Consider the following 16,850-nt stretch of genomic DNA (forward strand, 5'->3'; position numbering starts at 1 on the left):
TTTAACGCAAATGCCGTTATAACCTGGAGCTGTTGACCCATTATGGAAATCTTCGATGCATTCCACCTTGCCAGGTTGCAGTTTGCGTTCACGGTGTCATTTCATATTGTTTTTCCCGCAATCAGCATCGGCATGGCCAGTTTCCTCGCCGTGCTGGAATGGCGCTGGCTGCTGACCGGCGACGTTGCCTATAAGGACATGTTCCTGTTCTGGTCGAAGATCTTTGCGGTTGGCTTCGGGATGGGGGTGATCTCGGGGGTGGTGATGGCCTATGAGTTCGGTACCAACTGGAGTGGATTTTCCAGCGTTGCCGGCAACATCACGGGGCCGCTGCTGACCTATGAGGTACTGACTGCGTTCTTTCTCGAGGCTGGCTTTCTCGGCGTCATGCTGTTCGGCTGGCAGCGAGTGAGTCCGCGCGCGCATTTCTTCGCGACGCTAATGGTCGCAGTGGGCACGTTGATTTCCACTTTCTGGATTCTCGCGTCGAACAGTTTCATGCAGACGCCGCAGGGATTCGCCATCGAGAATGGCAAGCTTGTCCCGGTCGACTGGATTAAGGTGATTTTCAACCCGTCGTTTCCGTATCGCCTCGCGCATATGACGATCGCTGCGTTCATCGTGGCGGGTTTCATCGTGGCCGCTTGCGGTGCGTGGCATCTGTTGCAGGGGCGGCGCGACAAACCTGTCAAACGTAGTTTTTCGATGGCACTGTGGATCCTCCTCTTTCTTGCACCGATACAGATTGTCGTCGGCGACGCGCACGGTCTCAACACCCGCGAATATCAGCCGGCCAAGATCGCAGCTATTGAAGGTCTGTGGGAAACCGAGCACGGGGGCACCGCGCTGAACCTGATCGGTCTGCCGGATATGGACGCTGAGGTGACGCGATACGCGATCCAGATACCGCATCTGGGCAGCCTCATCCTGACCCACAGCTGGGACGGAGAGATCCGCGGCTTGAAGGACTTCCCGGCGAGAGACCGTCCGTATTCGCCGATCGTGTTCTGGACATTCCGGATCATGGCAGGGCTTGGCATGTTGATGCTGCTGACTGCGCTGCTTGGACTGCTGCTCAGAGTGCGCGGCCGTCTCTACGAGACCCGGTGGTACCAGATGTTTGTGCTGTGCATGGGGCCGTCCGGAATTGTCGCGCTATTGGCCGGATGGATCACGACGGAGGTCGGCCGCCAGCCCTGGACGGTCTATGGTGTGTTGCGTACTGAAGATTCCCTCTCGCCGATCAGCGCCCAGCAGGCCGGCGTTTCGCTGCTGATCTTTGTATTGGTCTATTTTCTCGTGTTCGGAATGGGCGTCTACTACATGTTGAAGATGATGAAGCGCGGGCCGGAAGAGCATGTCGACCACCGCGAAACCCGCAGACATCCAGTCTTGCGCAATCGCCCGCTGGACGCATTAGACGCCCCCACAGCACTGGAAAGGGAGTAACCACATGCAAATCGATCTTCCTGTTGTGTGGGCCGCGATTATCGGACTCGGTGTTTTCATATACGTGATGCTGGACGGATTCGATCTCGGCATCGGGTTGCTGTTCCCGTTCTTCGAGGCGAAAGGCGATCGGGAAGTGATGCTCAATACCATCGCGCCGGTCTGGGACGGTAACGAAACGTTTCTCGTGCTCGGGGGCGCTGGGCTTTACGGGGCATTCCCGGTGGTCTATTCGACACTGCTGCCGGCAAACTATCTGCCGCTGATCCTGATGGTCGTGGGTCTGATCTTCCGCGGCGCGGCCTTTGAACTTCGTGCAAAAGCCGTCAGAACCCAGCACGCATGGGACCTCGCGTTCATCGGCGGTTCGGCACTTGCGGCGCTTTGCCAGGGCATCGTACTGGGGTCACTACTGCAAGGCATCAGGATCGCCGATGGCCGTTTCGTCGGCAGCCCGTTTGACTGGCTCTCGCCGTTCAGCCTGTTCTGCGGAATCGGCGTACTCGTCACGTATGCGACGCTCGGCTGCGGCTGGCTGATCCTTAAGACGGACGGCGAACTGCAGCGCAAGATGCGCCAGGTGATGAAGCCGCTCGTGATCGTCCTGCTCGGCGCGATGATCGTCGTGAGTCTCTGGACCGTGATCGGATTGCCCGCCGTGGCGCAACGCTGGTTCGGCAGCGGCAATCTCGGCTGGTTCCTGCCGGTGCCGGTTCTGGTGATCGCCTGTATCTGGGGCATGTTCCGATCGCTGCGATTGAAGCACGAAGCGATTCCGTTCCTCCTCTCGCTCGCGCTGTGCTTTCTCGGCTTCAGCGGCTTGCTCATCAGCATCTGGCCGAACATCGTTCCGCCGTCGCTCACGATCTGGCAAGCCTCGTCGAGCCACTCGAGCCAGCTCTTTGCGCTGGTCGGCACAGTGATCGTGCTGCCGGTCATCCTCGTTTACAACGCCATGCAGTACCGCGTCTTCCGGGGCAAAGTCCGGGAAGGGGACACCGGCTACCACTAATGGTAACGGCGCGGTCTATACACTACAAAAGCACATCATGATTGTGAGACCAAGTGGAAACTGGTTCCGGCTGCTGTTTGTCTGGAACGGTTCCGTGTTGCAGTCGATTATTCCCCAACTGGTTTTCATGGCGGTGGTCAGCAGTCTCGCTGTGCTGACGCACGGACGCATTTTTGGCGAGAAGGTGCCGCTCAATACAGCTCCCTTCACGTTATTCGGTCTTGCTCTCGCGATCTTCCTTGCGTTCCGCAATAACGCAAGCTACGAGCGGTTCCAGGAGGCACGTCATCTCTGGGGCAACCTGTTGAACTCCGCGCGGGCGCTGACGTCACAGATGCTGTGTTACGCCCCGGACAGCGCTGAGAGGCTTAACACGGCCCATACCCTGATTGCGAGTGTCTATGCGCTGAAGCACCAGTTGCGAAGAACCGACCCGACTCCGGATCTCCTTCGCTTTCTCGGGCACGAGCGAACCAAGGCGTTGCAGCATACCTGCTACAAACCGGTTGCGATTCTCAATGACCTTCGTCGCGACTTCGCCAATCTGCAATGCCGGGCATCAATAACCGACACGAAGCTGTGGATGTTCGACGCGCAGATCAACGAACTGGGCAAGACGGTTGGAGGATGCGAGCGGATCGCCTCCACGCCCATTCCGTTCGCCTACAGCGTGCTGCTTCACCGTACCGTCTATGCCTATTGCCTCTTGCTGCCGTTCGGTCTCGTCGATTCGACGGAGTTATTCACTCCTCTGATTTGTGTCTTCTTTGCTTATACGCTGATTGCGCTCGAAGCGATTGCCAGTGAAGTCGCTGAGCCATTTAGTCTCGCGCCGAATGCGCTGGCACTCGATGCCATGACCCGCGGTATCGAGCGGTCGATTCTCGAACTGTGTGGATGTGAACTGCCCGCCGAGGTCGAGCCGGCGCGGGCGTATCAACTGACTTAAGTGCGGCCATCAAGGCGTGTGATTATCTCGTCGGGCTCTGTGAGCTTCGCTGCCTCCCTGCCTCCCTGCCTCCCTGCCTCCCTGCCATGTGCCACATGCGGCGCGCGAGACTGTACTCCTCAGATTCAGCGCGGACTGTGCGTCCCATACACGGGACGGACGCCCTATTCTGGGACCAGGTCATTCACGGGCCAGCCGCGCTTCCGAGCAGATTGACGACTGTCGTTGCTCCGTTTTCCAGCGCGCGCTGCCCACTTTCCGATAGATCGTGAACATCATCGACCAACTCATCCCCGCAGATACCGCACCCGGGCATCGCATCTCCGGCGGCGGCGCGCCCCCCGTGGACAGGCTCAATCGTCCGCTGCGAGATTTGCGTCTGTCGGTCATCGATCAATGCAACTTCCGCTGTACGTACTGCATGCCGCGCGACACCTTCGGCGCGGATTACCCGTTCCTGCCGTCGTCGGAACGCCTTTCGTTCGAGCAGATCGTCAAGCTCGCGAAAGCGTTTGCTCTGCTCGGGGTCGAGAAAATACGTATCACCGGCGGCGAACCGCTCCTGCGGCGGGGGCTCGAATCCCTGGTCGAACAGCTCGCGAAACTGACGACCGCAAGCGGCAAACCGATGGAGCTCGCGCTCACGACAAACGGCTCCCTGCTCGCCGCGAAGGCGCGCTCGCTGCGCGACGCCGGCCTCGACCGCGTGACAGTGAGCCTCGACGCCGTGGACGACGCCGTGTTCCGCCAGATGAGTGACGTCGACATGCCCGTGTCGCGGATACTGGAAGGGATCGAGACGGCGCGCGCGGTGGGACTCGCGCCGATCAAGGTCAACGTAGTAATCGAGCGAGGCGTCAACGAGAGCCAGATCCTGCCGCTCGTGCGACTGTTCAAAGGTAGTGGCGTGGCGGTGCGCTTCATTGAATACATGGACGTCGGCGGAGCGGGCGGCTGGTCGAACACGAAGGTGATCACCGCACGCGAGACAAGGGAGATCATCGAATCGGAGTTCCCGCTGATCCCGATTGTCATGGGTCAACAGATGGGCACGGCAGTCAACTATCGACATACCGACGGCGCAGGCGAAGTCGGATTTATCGGGAGCGTATCGCAACCATTCTGCGGTTCGTGTTCGCGCGCCCGCGTGTCGGCCGACGGCCAGTTTTATTCATGCCTTTTCGCCACACACGGCACGGACCTCCGGCCGTGGCTCACTGACGCCGCTTCGGCCGAGCAATTGGCCCTGACCGTTCACAGCCGCTGGATCCAGCGCGACGACCGTTACTCCGAGCTGCGCTCGACGCAGCGCAGGCCGGGACCGGGAAAACTCTATCCTACAGTCCGTATGTCGCTGGTTGGCGGCTGACGCTTAGCCCACGCTTGCAAAGCAGACATGGATAGGAGAGCCGCCATGAAAACACCGCAGCCCCTTGATTGCGCACAGCCTGAAGCAACGCCTGCCGATGATAGTGCAGACGATCTGGCCTATCAGCCGATCACCATCGCGTCGGGTTTCGAAGTGCGTATCCAGCAGCAGCCGATCGATATGCAGTCGGAAATTGCGCCGATCATGCGCAATCCGGATGTTGGGGCGATCGTGAACTTCCTCGGTGTGGTGCGTCAGAGCGGCGATTTCGACGACGTCGTGGCGCTCGACGTCGAGCACTACCCGGGAATGACCGAGCATTCGCTCTGGAGCATCATCGAAGAGGCGACCGCGCGATGGCATCTGGGTACCGTGAAAATCGTGCATCGGGTCGGTCGTGTCGCGCTCGGCGAGGCGGTAGTACTTGTCGTGGTCGCCGCGCCGCACCGCGGGGCGGCATTCGACGGATGCGAATTTCTGATGGACTTCCTGAAGGCCCATGCGCCGTTCTGGAAGAAGGAAATCCGGCGTGATGGTGCGTCCGTGTGGGTCGAGGCCAGGACCCGCGACGAAAGCTCGATGCTGCGCTGGGGTTGACGCGCCGTCTGCCCCGCGTCTGCAACAGGAACACAGGAATGAAACTCATCATCAGGTATTTCGCCAGCGTTCGAGAACAGCTCGGAATCTCGCAGGAGATCGTGCACGTCGATACTCCTGAACTGACCATCGATCGCTTGCGGATCAGGCTCGCGTCGAGAGACGAGCGGATGGCCGATGTGCTGCTTGGCGGGCGGCCGCTCCGTACGGCCGTCAATCAGGAGATGGTCAGTGAGTCGTTTGTCGTGCGCGAGGACAGCGAAATCGCGTTCTTTCCGCCCGTTACGGGAGGCTGAGCGAACTGGATTGCCAGCGAAACTGGAAGGGCCACCGCAAGCCTAGCGGGCGCACATTGCAACGAGTTTGCCGACGGTGATCACCGCCTGCTCGATTTCGCTCGACCACGGACTGCTGTAATTGAGGCGGATGAAATTCCGATAGGTCGTCTCCGAGACCGAGAACATATACCCGGGCCCGACGGTGATCCCCTGATCGAGAGCGAGCGTATAGAGCCGCATCGCATCGACCTTGGGCGGCAGTTCGACCCACAGCACGTATCCGCCTGTGGGGTTGGACATGCGCGTCCCCTCGGGAAAGAAGCGCGAGACGATCACCTTCATGAGATTGGCCTGCTGTGCGTATGCTTTGCGCACCTTTCGCAGATGATGCTCGTAGCCATCGCGCTCCAGGTATTCCGCAATCGCCAGTTGGGGAATCGTCGGAGAAGTCAACGTGTTCAAAAACTTGAGCTTTTCCACCTGATCGCGGTAACGGCCGGGCAGGGCCCAGCCGATCCGGTACGCGGCCGTCAGGCTCTTCGAGAACGACGCGCAATGAAGCACCAGCCCCTTCGTGTCGAAGGACTTCAACGTGGTGGGGTGGGTGCCGTCAAAATGCAGTTCGTTGTAGACGCCATTTTCGATGACCGGAATGTCATGCTTTGTCAGTAACTGGATCAGTTCACGCTTACGCTCGTCGGGCATCTGGAAACCCAGCGGATTCTGGAAGTTCGGCATGACCATGCAGGCGGCAATCGGCTGCGACTCCACGATTGCCGCCAGCGCCTCAATGTCGATACCGTGCTCCGGATGAGTCGACACCTCGATCGCCTTCATGCCCATCCGTTCGATTGCGTGGAGCATCGCGTAGAAGGTCGGCGACTCGACGGCGACCACGTCGCCCGGCTTCGCTACTGCCTGAAGGCAGAGATTGATCGCCTCTGTGGCGCCGACCGTGATGATGATCTCGTTCGGATCCACCGCCATGCCGTTTTCCAGGTATCGGCGCGCGATCTGGCGCACAAGCTGCGCGTTGCCGGGTGGTAGCGCGTCCGTCACGCCCCACTGCACCTTGCCGCGTCCAACATCATAGACGTACCGGTTGAGCCGCTCGAATGGAAACATGCTGGCGTCCGGGTAGGGCGATCCGAGCGGCACCGCGTCATCGACGCCGATCGAGCGCAGCGTCGAGAGCACCAGCCGGCTGACGTCGACCGGCGAGGAAATCGGGATCGGTTTTGACGGCCGCAGTTCGAGCGTCTTCCGCTCGCCCCCATCGCCCCGGAAATTGACGAAATAGCCAGATTGAGGCCGGCTCGTCAGCAAGCCGCGGCTCTCAAGCAATACGTACGCGCGAATAGCCGTGGTGACGCTGATCCGATGATGCTGGCTGGTCTGCCGCACGGACGGGAGGCGTTCGCCATGGCGGTAGACACCTTGCCGGATCAGTTTCTCGATGTCGTCTGCAAGCTTTTCATAGAGATTCATGCGCCAATTCCTCCGGCGTTTCGTCGCAGCACGTCGTAGCGGCTCGCCTTCAGGCTTGCGCGCCCTTGCGGTAGCATGCCGCCCCGTGCTGGGATCGCAGCCGAATTGTACTGACCGACGCCGGTTCGATTTGTGCACTCTGCGATGGGCGCTCCTATCTTAATCTTTTCTCCATTGAATACGCGGTGCGAGGCCCCAACGCCGGGGCCTCGCGATGCGTAATATCTGGAGTCAAAGCATGAAAGAGGCAGAACCGAAGCGAAGTGCGCGCGCGGACCACCTGCTGCCCACAGGATGGGGCGCAAATGGTCATAACGGCGTAAAGGCAGGTTGGGCACTGTGAATCTGCTAGAAGCCATGCGCATTTACGTTCGAGTGGTTGAGCGCGGGAGCATCTCCAGCGCGGCGAGGGACCTCAATATCGGACAGCCGGCCGCGAGCGAACGCATCGAACGGCTTGAGAAATATCTGGGCTGCCGGCTCCTGCTCAGAAGTGCACGCGCTTTCAATTGCACGCCCGAGGGTGCCATCTTCTACGAGCGTAGCAAGCGGATTCTGCACGCCGTGGAACAGGCGGTCGCTGAAGTGTCGAACGACGAGCAGGATCTCAAGGGAACGATTCGCATCGCGGCGCCCCATTGCTTTGGCGAGACGATCGTACCCGAAGCGCTGGCGCTTGTGCACGCGACCTATCCGCAACTGGCGCTCGAACTGGTTCTGAACGACAGGATCGTCGACCTTGTGACGGAGGGTGTGGATATTTCCTTTCGTCTTGGGCAACTCGGAGAAGGAGCATTTATCGCCCGCCATCTGGGGCAGGTCGGGCGCGTGCTGGTCGCGGCGCCTGGTTATCTGGGCCAGCACGGCCCGATCAATGAACCGTCTGACCTGGTAAAACACCCGTTCATTCGGGTCCAGAACATGTTCGGCACGGGCCAGTTGTCGCTCAGACACCCGGATACCGTCGTGGAAAGCGTGCCGGTTCATACGGCAATCAAGACCAGCCACTGGCGGCCTGTATATGAAATGGTCATGTCGGGCGTCGGCATCGGCGTTCTGGAGGAGCCTGCTTGCGTCGATGCGCTCGCGGCCGGTCGGCTGGTCCGCATACTGCCACAATTCGAGGTGCTGCCGCTCGATCTGAATGTGCTGATCCAGGCCCAACGTCCGGTGCCGCCACGGGTGCGGATGATTGTGACGATGTTGAAGAACTGTACTCCGGAAATCCTGGAGAGGGTGCGCATCGACTGCAGCAAAGCGGCAAGCGGGCTCGAAGTACCTTCGGACGATGATGTTGCCGTCCCTCCGCATCCGTCGTTGCAGGCCTGACCCGCGCTGCCGGTCGACAACAGATAGTCTTCCTGACCAGCTCCCGATGTCGCCGCACCTCGGTGGCGACGATCAGTTGTGGGGCAGGCGTTATTTTACCGGCCGTTGCGCTGGCGCTCAACCAGTCTTCAGATTGCTTTCAGGTGCTTCGCTGCCATCCAGCCAATCGAACGCCTAACTGCGACTGCGCCAGGTGCCAGCCGCGAGCCGGACGATCTAACTGCAATGCCCACCGCAGTGAAGGCCCATCGCGAACACAGTACGGGAATCGCGGATTGCTCTATCCGCGCGAACAGGGGCCGTGCTTTGTCGGGCCACAGGAACCAACCAGCATGCATGGGGCGATGGGGCGGTGGACAGTGAGCGATGACGAGAATCATGGCGGCTATCAGCATGTGCGGGCCGATTTTGGCAAGTACTTCGAGAAAGCACACAACGTAAAACATGGACGAACATAACGGGCTAGACCAGCGTTCGCGCCAGGTTCGACAGCTTCGCGGCTGTCCCGGGCGGAAGCTCTTGCGGAAGATGGTCAGCGCCGGCCGCATTCAGCAGGTTCATAGCGAGGCCACGTAGTACGCGTGAGACGATCCAGCCGCCGACTCCGATCACGACTGCAGCGAACAGATTCGGGACGATGCCCGCTGTCTGTTTATCATGCGCTCCGGGATCGCGAGCAGCCAAACATCGCGAACGCGACGAAGATCGCCACCAGGAACATCAGGATCAAGACGCCCCTTGAACTGAGGCTGTACATGGGAGCCTGCCTGTGGCCACCGAACGACTGCCGCACAATAAAAAAAGCAGCATCTACGTCTGCTGGATCCTTGCGGTTTCGATACTTCATATTGGCCCGGGCTGCTTTTGACTTTTATGTTGGGTCGTTACCATCCTCCTACGCCGACGGCGTTCTGCTGATAGATGTTTGAACCCGCGATTGGGGACTGCGTTCCGGGGCTATCTGTCTGGGGCGCGAATCACAGTTTCCGGTAATTCGGGCTCCAGCCGGAATTGAAGTAACCGGCCGCTTGCCGGACAGGGTAAATAATCGATCGATTGCGCACGTTTAGAGACCAGGCCCGAAATGGGACCTGGCGACGCTTAACGAGTGGAGACAAAGCATGGAAGAGGCAAAACCGGAGGGAGGCATCCGCGTGTGCCATCGATCTCCTGCAGGATGGGGTGCCGATGGTCATAACGGCGCAAAGGCAGGTTGGGCACTGTGAATCTGCTAGAAGCCATGCGCATTTACGTTCGAGTGGTTGAGCGCGGGAGCATTTCCAACGCGGCTAGGGACCTCAATATCGGACAGCCGGCCGCGAGCGAACGCATCGAGCGGCTTGAGAAATATCTGGGCTGCCGGCTCCTGCTCAGAAGTGCACGCGCTTTCAAATGCACGCCCGAGGGCGCCATCTTCTACGAGCGTAGCAAGCGGATTCTGCACGCCGTGGAACAGGCGGTCTCGGAAGTGTTCAACGACGAGCAGGATCTCGGGGGAACGATTCGCATCGCAGCACCCCATTGCTTTGGCGAGACGGTTGTGCCTCAGGCGTTGACGCTAGTGCGCGCAGCCTATCCCCGACTGAACCTGGAACTGCTCCTCAACGACAGAGCGGCAGACCTTGTGACGGAGGGCGTGGATATTTCCTTTCGTCTCGGGCAACTCGGAGAAGGGGCATTCATTGCCTGTCAGCTCGGCCAGGTTGGACGCGTCCTCGTAGCCGCGCCGAGCTATCTCAGTCAACATGGTCCAGTTTCCGAGCCGTCTGGTCTGGTGAAACATCCGTTCATTCGGGTCCAGGATACGTTCGGAACAGGCCAACTGCCGCTCAGGCAAGCGGAGACCCTCGTGGAAGGCACCCCGATTCATACGGCGATCACGACCAGTCATTGGCGGGCTATGTATGAATTGGTCATATCGGGTGTCGGCATTGGTGTTCTGGAGGAGCCGGCTTGCGTTGATGCGCTCGCGGCCGGCCGGCTGGTCCGCATACTGCCGCAATTCGATCTGGCGCCCTTCGATCTGAACCTGTTGGGTCAGGCACAGCGCCAGGTGCCGCCACGGGTGCGGATGATTGTGACGATGTTGAAGAACTGCACGCCGGAAATTCTCCAGAGAGTGCGTACGGATGCGAATTCTCGCTCCGACCGATACGAGGAATCGGAAATAAGCCGATGGCGTACCCGTCGAAAATCGCTATCTTCGACAGATAAAATCACCGATGTGAGGAGCTGTAAAATGGCGCAGCAGTTGATTGTCGCGGTTTTCGATAATGTGGACATCGCGGAAAGGGCTGGTCGGGACTTCAAAAATTTTGAGGAAAAAGACCTGGGTTTCAAGATCGAGAGCGGCGTGCTGGTTCAGAAGGACACCACCGACAAACTGATTGTGCTCGACAGGCAAACTCGACCATTCTGGGGAACAGTGATCGGTGCGCTAACGGGTGGTTTGATCGGCCTGCTCGGTGGCCCGACGGGTGCGATGATCGGCTTTACCGTAGGGGCGAGCGGCGCACTGGCTGAGCACGAGATCAGGGACATGCTCGACAGCGAATTGGTCGAATCGATATCGGGCAAGCTTGCCAGTGGTAGCGTTGCGTTTATTCTCGAGGCGCAAGAGGCGTCACCGTTTGAAGTCGACAATATCGTGCTCGGCTATGGCGGAAGCGTTTTTCGCAAACCACTTGCCTGACGGCCGCACCGGCGCCACGACAAGCGAAGTTCAGCATGGGTCGGTTCGGCGTCGGCTTTCATTATTCTGCAGGAGTCACCGTTCATGACCTTGAGTGCCCGCGAACAGATCGCACGCGCCGCGATCGAGGGGTTCTATCGCGCCTTCGCGAAGAAAGACGTTGAATTGTTACGAAAGGTCGTCACCCCTGACTGGGAATATATCCCGGAACCGCCTGGGGCGGCCTCTGGGCCCGACCAGATGGCACAGATCTTCAACGACATGGCGAGAGCGATTCCCGATATGGAGGTCGCGATCCTCGACTTATTGGTCCATGACGACCGGGTGGGCGTTCGCGCGGAAATCAACGGTACTCAATCTGGGGAAATGCTCGGCATAGCCGCAAGTTCCAAACACGTCAGCTTCGCGATTCACTCTTTCCACGAGATGCAGGGAAGTCTGATTGCGAAAACATGGCACCTCGAAGATTGGCTTTCAATATTCCGGCAGCTTGGTCAACTACCCAAAAGATTTTGAGCGAACGGGAACATGGGTGGAGCGCCCTGCTGCATACCGAATGCCTCCATAAAAGACCACCCAGAACGACCTCTAACCGAAAGCATTCGCCGAAAATTCGATCGGGTGATAAACGTGGTCGAGCTTACCGTGCTGATCCTGATTGGCCTCGTCGCAGCACTCGCTATGGCTCAGGAGATCCGGAAAGTTTTTCTGGCCGGCAATGTGTCTCTCACCGACCTGCTCATCATGTTTCTGTATCTCGAAGTTCTCGCGACGGATGCTCGATATCTGCGACTTGGGCAGTTGCCGTTTGCTTTCCGCTCTAGCGCGACGAACTCGTGGATTCCCGGCCCCCATCCTGGTTCAATCGAATGCGCGTGCATGCGAATGCAGTACGGCTAGTGATGCATTGCAGCAGCGATCAGAAGATGAAACGGCAGGACGAGCAGCGCCGTTCCGGCGACTCCAAACAGCCACAATGCGATGAACCATATCAGGCGTTTGTGAAATGTTTGATCAGGCTCATGGTCCTTGTGTGACATGGCATCGTTCTCCTGTTAGGCACTGATACTGGCTACCCGTGAGGAGCTTTTGCTAAGCGCATAGCTGCGCCTTGGGCAAACCGGGAAGCCGCGCCCAGACTTCGATGGGTTGGTTCTGGGCCGGTTGGTTACTGCGGATTTCGGCGAACGTGACCGCCGATTTCGGGAACGTGACCGATTCGGCGGGTTTGGCGTTGCGCGGTATCGATTATAGGTTTCCTTGTCAGTTCTGGTCGAGTTCGGGCTCCAGGGTGTTGGGTTTGGGTAAGGCCTTTCTGAGCGATTCGCCGGTGAGCGTGATCCGGTGATGACGCTGCATAAGACGGTCGAGCATTGCATCGGCGACGCCCTTGCGGCGCACCACCGCGACATCGAAGCTATTCAGCTCACCATCGGCGTGCCGGAGGCCGTGGCCATCCAGTTCGAGACCGAAACGAAGGCTTTCGTCGTTGGCATCAGGCCGCAGAAGGCCGCGCGCGGCAGCGCCGATCAATGGAGATTTTCCAAGCTATGATCGACCAACAACTTGAAAGCGTGGAGATCGGCGAGGAAGAGGCGATCAACATCACCCCGGATGATCAGAGTTGGGATCTGGTAAAGCTATTGCGAAAGAGCCGTCCTGGTTTGCGGAACGAATTGGCCCATGAGGCCCTCTCGGACATTATCGGACTGGCATCCGCGTTTCCCGTGGGGACACGGGTTCCGACATGCCGAGAAAACGGCTCATAATGAAGTGAAAAAATATCTGTGAATCGCACAATTGAATATGAGCGGTGGAGCAACTCGTTGATTCTCAGGACACCCGACACCTCTTAAAATAAGAGGGTGTCTCGCGACTAGTTTCGAGCCTAGGCATATCGTGGAAAACGTTGAGATTCTGAGCGAGCCGGAGCGCCGTCGGCGGCGGTCGGTGCGGGGGAAAACTGGCCATCGTGCAGGAAACTTTCGAGGCAGCCCGTTTGCCAGGCGGAATTGTCCATGACGCGCGGGCTGAATGATCCGGCGCGGGGCCTGCCGCGGGATGTCACAGGCGCGCAGCCACAGTCTCCGCCCGGGCGGCCGCCCGACGGGAAGATCGGACCAGTCTGACGAAGCGACGGATTTCACCGTCGGTCAGGCCGGTCGTGGCGTAGCGCTCTTGTCCCGGCGCCGGCGGCGTGATCGAATGGCAGTCAAGCCCGTGAAATTCCAGATATTGAGTGAACGTGAGGCGATCATCGTCCTGCATGTCCTGCAGCCACTGCTTGAGTGCGGCCATCTCCCTGGCGGACAGTTCCGAGGGAGCGGTATTGAGGATATCCAGGGCGAACCGTGTGTGATAGCAGTCGGCCGGTGGCCGGTAGAACAGGTCCCCGCACTCCTGATGGGATGACCGCTGCTCAACGCGTAGGGCGGCCTCCGCGCGTCGCGGTGTGCCGCTGGCAGTTGCCGCGCGTGCTGCCGCGCGCCTCCTGCCAGCAATCGAAACGAGGCGCCGGCGCCGTGCCTTCTCGCGCTCATGCCAGAGGACCTCGAGCCCGGCGTACTCCTCGGAGCGCGAGACCCTGTACGCCGCATCGCACCACGCGCTTTCCCCCCAGTGATCGGCAGCGCGCGTGCGCTCCAGCGCACAAATGTGCGGGCCTGCATCGCCGGCTTCTGTTCGTCCTTCCGCGCACAGTCGACGCATCAGGGTGAGCGCCTTGCGAAAGTACCGCGTCGATGCGGCGTCCTCGATGTACAGACGTTCCGGAAATGCCTGGACGTTTGCCGGCGCGATGTGCCCGTTGGCGGCGTCGGTGATCCCGGTTGCGATCCAGAATGCATATTGGGGAAAAGCATGCGCCATTGCCTGGATCATGTCAGGTGTGGCCCGCTGACGGCGCATGAACGCTTTGCGCCAGCGTTGAGCGGAAATTCCGGTGAACCCGTGAAGACGCTCCCAGAAACCATGTCCACCCAGACCGCATTCGTCCACTGCCGTCCATATCGACCTGATGGGCTCCGCGGCATGAGTGTCGAATTCCTGCCAACGCTGCTCATCGTTCAGAAGCCCTTTCAGCAACAGGATGATCCGGTCTTCAATGGTCATTGACATAGGCAGCCGGGTATATATCATACGTTTACATAAAAGTAATTTCGTCTATTTTAGACGATACTGAACCGTAGGGTCCAGTGTGACAAAAACGCTGGCGGCGCTGTCCGGGGCGAATGCCCGCCAGCAGACGAGGATCGTGCTCACGCGCGGCACGAAAGGGAGCAACGCGGCCGCCCCGCACTTCCTGAGTGAGAGCAATACCGTGACTGACGAAGAAAAGAAATGGCAAGCTGAAACCACACAACGCGACGGGGCAACGGATCGAGAAGGCGAGGACCTGAGACACCGCCTGGAACTGGCCGAGCAGCAGGCAAGGCGACTAGCCCGACGGCTGCAGGGGCGCAATCGTCAGGTCGAACTGCTTGAACAGGGTATCGCGCTGACCGTCGCCATATACGGCGCGTGGCGAGCGAGTGCGGAAAGCGAAATGAAGGAATTGCGGCGCGAGATTGCGGCGCTTCGCGCACACCGCGCTTCCGGTAGTTCACTGTCGACGCCAGAGGGCAGTGTCGACGTTAGCCTGCCGTACATGACGGATCCACTATGTGGCGTGTTCGATGTCATGCGTGATGTGTCCAGGCACTACGACGAGCGACACCCACCCAAATCGACGCTTATTGCGCTCGCCATCGACGATCGTCTGGGCATGAGACACCAACGCAATGGTGATGCGTCGAGAAGTGCGCAGGCCATCGCCTCCCTGATTCGGCCGGATCCGCAGAGGCAGGTCGGATCAATGCGGCGGCATGACCAGTGCAGTGGGCGCGGGTGAGCGGCGCAGTGCGCTGTTCCGACGGAATTTCCCCGCGGTAAGACGGTGTTGCCCGCGGTGACGGTTCGAGGCTTGAATGGGTCATGTGGTCGAGGCCTTCAACGAGTCCAGGAGGTGCTACATGACGGCTGTCAAACAGGCGTCGACGCCAGCGACGCAGCGGCGCGAACCGGGCCAGGCTGGTTCATTGCGCCCGGGTCTGGTCAACCATCGAGATGTCGATACCGGAACGCCCCCAGCGCAGGCGCAGTTGTGCGGGTGCTGCCTGGCGACCCACGGCACAGGCATCGAACAGCGGGACGCCCAGCCGGGCGGCAGTACACGGTCACAAAACCGGGACAGGGACGAGCCGCGCTCCGCGATCATGAACGTGTTGAGTCTCGAGGAGCGCCTGCGCAACTGGGGACGTGAAAGACGCGGCTCGTACGATACGGTCGATGCCAGGCTTGTCGACGCGGCATGGCGACGGCTCCATGTGAGCCACCGTGAGCTGTTACAGATGGTGTACCTGTGGAAGGCGGGCCGTGAAGTCGTGTGCCGGCGGCTGAAAATCCGGCGACATCCTGCACAGATTTTTGAACTCGAAGTGGCTGCAGCGAAGGCCGCGTTAAAAAGAATTCTCGACCCATGATGATGTCATAGGAACACGTGAGAACACATGGGACGTCAAGGGAAAATGGGCTTGAATGGCATGCGCCGTCGGGCGCAAAAAAGCGCTTGCAGTACCCCGGATCCCGAACTAGAGTGATCTCAACAATCTGATCCGGTTAAAGCGTTCGACGCTACCGAGTACGCGTTAGCGGCCCACGAAGTATCGATGCAGAGCGCAGGTGCCGTTCGTCGGCATAGCAGAAAGCCCGCTTGGCAGTTCATGCAAGCGGGCTTTCTGTTTTCTACAACTGACAGGCGTAGCTGTCGTGACGTTGTCCTTGCAGCCGGCTCTGCGTCGATACCGAATGGGCCCGACAAGGAAGTGACGGTGATGAAAGCCTCTTCTGACGAGATACATCAACGCAGTGCCGGCAGGCCGGCGTCGCGTTGCCAGACAGCGCAATGTGAATGCGCCACGACATGCTTGCCCTCGAGCGCTGCGCCTATGCGAGTTGACGGAGGTGCGCGATGAGCGACGCTCCACGCACTGCGCTCGCGATCCTGAGGCGCAAGCAGGTTGAGCGCGAAACGGGACTGTCCCGCTCGTCCATCTACCGGCGCATGCATGCGGGAACATTTCCCGCGCCCGTGCAACTGGGTGTGCGTTCGGTGGGCTGGCGCGTGGCGGACATAGAGCAGTTTCTTACCGATCCCATGGCGTATCGCGTGTCTGCGGGCGAGCCGTCGTCGCAGCGTTTCGCAGGGGATGGGCGATGAACACAATGATGCACCGGTCCCTCGAGGAGCGCCTACGCAACTGGGGACGTGACCGGCGCGGCGTGTACGATCCGCAGGACGCCCAGCGGGTCGAGGCGGCATGGCGACGCCTTGATCCACGGCATCGGGATCTGCTGATCATGATCTACGTATGGAAAGCGGGCCGGGAGGTAGCCTGCCGGCGGCTGAAGATCCGGCGGCATCCACCACACTTCTTTGAGCTTGAACTCGCGGCAGCGAAGGTCGCGATCAGGAAACTGCTCGGGGGCACGCCGCAATATGGTCAAAGCCGGATGGGAACTCCCAGGACGTCTGCGGCATGTGACCAGGAATTTTCGTGAGCGCCGGAATAAAAATATGTAGTAGTACTAATTAAGTTGTTCTAGACTGAATTTAACAATCTGATCCGGTTAAAGCGTTTGACGCTACC

General features: G+C 59.6%; 18 protein-coding genes and 2 pseudogenes. 15 read left to right on the top strand and 5 right to left on the bottom strand.

All coding sequences use genetic code 11. The features are described from left to right. Positions 1-42 precede the first annotated feature (42 nt). From ACSQ36_RS07260 to ACSQ36_RS07285, 6 genes are all read left to right on the top strand, one after another. Positions 43-1,449: a cytochrome ubiquinol oxidase subunit I gene (locus tag ACSQ36_RS07260; protein WP_436181375.1), complete on the top strand. Its 1,407-nt coding sequence runs from the start codon at positions 43-45 to the stop codon at positions 1,447-1,449. A gap of 4 nt (positions 1,450-1,453) precedes the next feature. Further along, positions 1,454-2,461: a cytochrome d ubiquinol oxidase subunit II gene (cydB, locus tag ACSQ36_RS07265; RefSeq protein WP_436181376.1), complete on the top strand. Its 1,008-nt coding sequence runs from the start codon at positions 1,454-1,456 to the stop codon at positions 2,459-2,461. 37 nt (positions 2,462-2,498) lie between these two features. After that, positions 2,499-3,410 (top strand): bestrophin family protein, encoded by a 912-nt coding sequence (locus ACSQ36_RS07270; protein WP_436181377.1) that lies wholly within the window; start codon positions 2,499-2,501, stop codon positions 3,408-3,410. 268 nt (positions 3,411-3,678) lie between these two features. Further along, positions 3,679-4,779, top strand: a complete 1,101-nt coding sequence (gene moaA, locus ACSQ36_RS07275) for a GTP 3',8-cyclase MoaA (RefSeq protein ID WP_436181378.1) — start codon at positions 3,679-3,681, stop codon at positions 4,777-4,779. A 45-nt stretch (positions 4,780-4,824) separates the two neighbouring features. Beyond that, the gene (locus tag ACSQ36_RS07280) at positions 4,825-5,376 is read left to right on the top strand and encodes a molybdenum cofactor biosynthesis protein MoaE (RefSeq protein WP_436181379.1); all 552 of its coding nucleotides are present in this window, start codon (positions 4,825-4,827) and stop codon (positions 5,374-5,376) included. Between the two features lie 38 nt (positions 5,377-5,414). Beyond that, the gene (locus ACSQ36_RS07285; protein ID WP_436181380.1) at positions 5,415-5,672 is read left to right on the top strand and encodes a MoaD/ThiS family protein; all 258 of its coding nucleotides are present in this window, start codon (positions 5,415-5,417) and stop codon (positions 5,670-5,672) included. A 42-nt stretch (positions 5,673-5,714) separates the two neighbouring features. Here ACSQ36_RS07285 and ACSQ36_RS07290 read toward each other — a convergent pair whose 3' ends face one another. Then, a complete protein-coding gene (locus ACSQ36_RS07290) occupies positions 5,715-7,142 on the bottom strand; it encodes a PLP-dependent aminotransferase family protein (RefSeq protein WP_436181381.1) in 1,428 nt (475 codons plus the stop codon). 339 nt (positions 7,143-7,481) lie between these two features. Between ACSQ36_RS07290 and ACSQ36_RS07295 the strand changes: the two genes are divergently transcribed. Next, the gene (locus ACSQ36_RS07295; protein ID WP_436181382.1) at positions 7,482-8,471 is read left to right on the top strand and encodes a LysR family transcriptional regulator; all 990 of its coding nucleotides are present in this window, start codon (positions 7,482-7,484) and stop codon (positions 8,469-8,471) included. Positions 8,472-8,933: 462 nt separating this feature from the next. Here the strand turns inward: ACSQ36_RS07295 and ACSQ36_RS07300 are convergent, their stop codons facing one another. Next, entirely contained in the window at positions 8,934-9,155 is a 222-nt protein-coding gene (locus tag ACSQ36_RS07300) for a mechanosensitive ion channel family protein (protein WP_436181383.1), read from the bottom strand. A 538-nt stretch (positions 9,156-9,693) separates the two neighbouring features. Between ACSQ36_RS07300 and ACSQ36_RS07305 the strand changes: the two are divergent. The 3 genes and pseudogenes from ACSQ36_RS07305 to ACSQ36_RS07315 form a co-directional block, all read left to right on the top strand. Next, positions 9,694-10,602 (top strand): annotated as a pseudogene (locus ACSQ36_RS07305) (LysR family transcriptional regulator); the annotation flags it as partial. 645 nt (positions 10,603-11,247) lie between these two features. After that, positions 11,248-11,679 carry an ester cyclase gene (locus ACSQ36_RS07310; protein ID WP_436181384.1) on the top strand — a complete coding sequence of 144 codons (432 nt, stop codon included), beginning with the start codon at positions 11,248-11,250 and terminating at the stop codon, positions 11,677-11,679. 48 nt (positions 11,680-11,727) lie between these two features. Further along, positions 11,728-11,979: pseudogene (locus tag ACSQ36_RS07315) on the top strand (phosphate-starvation-inducible protein PsiE); the annotation flags it as partial. 80 nt (positions 11,980-12,059) lie between these two features. Here ACSQ36_RS07315 and ACSQ36_RS07320 read toward each other — a convergent pair. Then, complete coding sequence (locus ACSQ36_RS07320; protein WP_436181385.1) at positions 12,060-12,203, bottom strand: hypothetical protein; 144 nt, start codon at positions 12,201-12,203, stop codon at positions 12,060-12,062. Between the two features lie 223 nt (positions 12,204-12,426). After that, positions 12,427-12,696 (bottom strand): hypothetical protein, encoded by a 270-nt coding sequence (locus ACSQ36_RS07325; RefSeq protein WP_436181386.1) that lies wholly within the window; start codon positions 12,694-12,696, stop codon positions 12,427-12,429. Between the two features lie 17 nt (positions 12,697-12,713). Here ACSQ36_RS07325 and ACSQ36_RS07330 point away from each other — a divergent pair, with 17 nt between their 5' ends. Next, positions 12,714-12,932, top strand: coding sequence for a hypothetical protein (locus ACSQ36_RS07330; protein WP_436181387.1), 219 nt, complete (start codon positions 12,714-12,716; stop codon positions 12,930-12,932). Positions 12,933-13,227: 295 nt separating this feature from the next. Here the strand turns inward: ACSQ36_RS07330 and ACSQ36_RS07335 are convergent, their stop codons facing one another. After that, positions 13,228-14,274, bottom strand: a complete 1,047-nt coding sequence (locus ACSQ36_RS07335; protein ID WP_436181388.1) for a hypothetical protein — start codon at positions 14,272-14,274, stop codon at positions 13,228-13,230. A gap of 85 nt (positions 14,275-14,359) precedes the next feature. Between ACSQ36_RS07335 and ACSQ36_RS07340 the strand changes: the two genes are divergently transcribed. The 4 genes from ACSQ36_RS07340 to ACSQ36_RS07355 all read left to right on the top strand — a co-directional run bounded on the left by ACSQ36_RS07340 (position 14,360) and on the right by ACSQ36_RS07355 (position 16,761). After that, the gene (locus tag ACSQ36_RS07340) at positions 14,360-15,052 is read left to right on the top strand and encodes a hypothetical protein (protein WP_436181389.1); all 693 of its coding nucleotides are present in this window, start codon (positions 14,360-14,362) and stop codon (positions 15,050-15,052) included. A 121-nt stretch (positions 15,053-15,173) separates the two neighbouring features. Further along, positions 15,174-15,683, top strand: a complete 510-nt coding sequence (locus ACSQ36_RS07345) for a hypothetical protein (protein WP_436181390.1) — start codon at positions 15,174-15,176, stop codon at positions 15,681-15,683. A 488-nt stretch (positions 15,684-16,171) separates the two neighbouring features. Then, a complete protein-coding gene (locus ACSQ36_RS07350) occupies positions 16,172-16,420 on the top strand; it encodes a helix-turn-helix transcriptional regulator (protein ID WP_436181391.1) in 249 nt (82 codons plus the stop codon). Next, complete coding sequence (locus ACSQ36_RS07355) at positions 16,417-16,761, top strand: hypothetical protein (RefSeq protein ID WP_436181392.1); 345 nt, start codon at positions 16,417-16,419, stop codon at positions 16,759-16,761. Before ACSQ36_RS07350 ends, ACSQ36_RS07355 begins: the two co-directional genes overlap by 4 nt. Positions 16,762-16,850: the final 89 nt, after the last annotated feature.

This window comes from Caballeronia sp. LjRoot34, assembly GCF_964253815.1.
In the GTDB taxonomy this organism is placed as follows: Bacteria; Pseudomonadota; Gammaproteobacteria; order Burkholderiales; family Burkholderiaceae; genus Caballeronia.

Bases quoted from the DNA above. Each gene is read 5' to 3' on its own strand.
- ACSQ36_RS07270 (WP_436181377.1), top strand. From the start codon at position 2,499: ATGATTGTGAGACCAAGTGGAAACTGGTTCCGGCTGCTGTTTGTCTGG.
- ACSQ36_RS07345 (WP_436181390.1), top strand. From the start codon at position 15,174: ATGACGGCTGTCAAACAGGCGTCGACGCCAGCGACGCAGCGGCGCGAA.
- ACSQ36_RS07290 (WP_436181381.1), bottom strand. From the start codon at position 7,142: ATGAATCTCTATGAAAAGCTTGCAGACGACATCGAGAAACTGATCCGG.
- ACSQ36_RS07335 (WP_436181388.1), bottom strand. From the start codon at position 14,274: ATGACCATTGAAGACCGGATCATCCTGTTGCTGAAAGGGCTTCTGAAC.
- ACSQ36_RS07260 (WP_436181375.1), top strand. From the start codon at position 43: ATGGAAATCTTCGATGCATTCCACCTTGCCAGGTTGCAGTTTGCGTTC.
- ACSQ36_RS07330 (WP_436181387.1), top strand. From the start codon at position 12,714: ATGATCGACCAACAACTTGAAAGCGTGGAGATCGGCGAGGAAGAGGCG.
- ACSQ36_RS07355 (WP_436181392.1), top strand. From the start codon at position 16,417: ATGAACACAATGATGCACCGGTCCCTCGAGGAGCGCCTACGCAACTGG.
- ACSQ36_RS07285 (WP_436181380.1), top strand. From the start codon at position 5,415: ATGAAACTCATCATCAGGTATTTCGCCAGCGTTCGAGAACAGCTCGGA.
- ACSQ36_RS07320 (WP_436181385.1), bottom strand. From the start codon at position 12,203: ATGTCACACAAGGACCATGAGCCTGATCAAACATTTCACAAACGCCTG.
- ACSQ36_RS07280 (WP_436181379.1), top strand. From the start codon at position 4,825: ATGAAAACACCGCAGCCCCTTGATTGCGCACAGCCTGAAGCAACGCCT.
- cydB (WP_436181376.1), top strand. From the start codon at position 1,454: ATGCAAATCGATCTTCCTGTTGTGTGGGCCGCGATTATCGGACTCGGT.
- ACSQ36_RS07310 (WP_436181384.1), top strand. From the start codon at position 11,248: ATGACCTTGAGTGCCCGCGAACAGATCGCACGCGCCGCGATCGAGGGG.
- ACSQ36_RS07350 (WP_436181391.1), top strand. From the start codon at position 16,172: ATGAGCGACGCTCCACGCACTGCGCTCGCGATCCTGAGGCGCAAGCAG.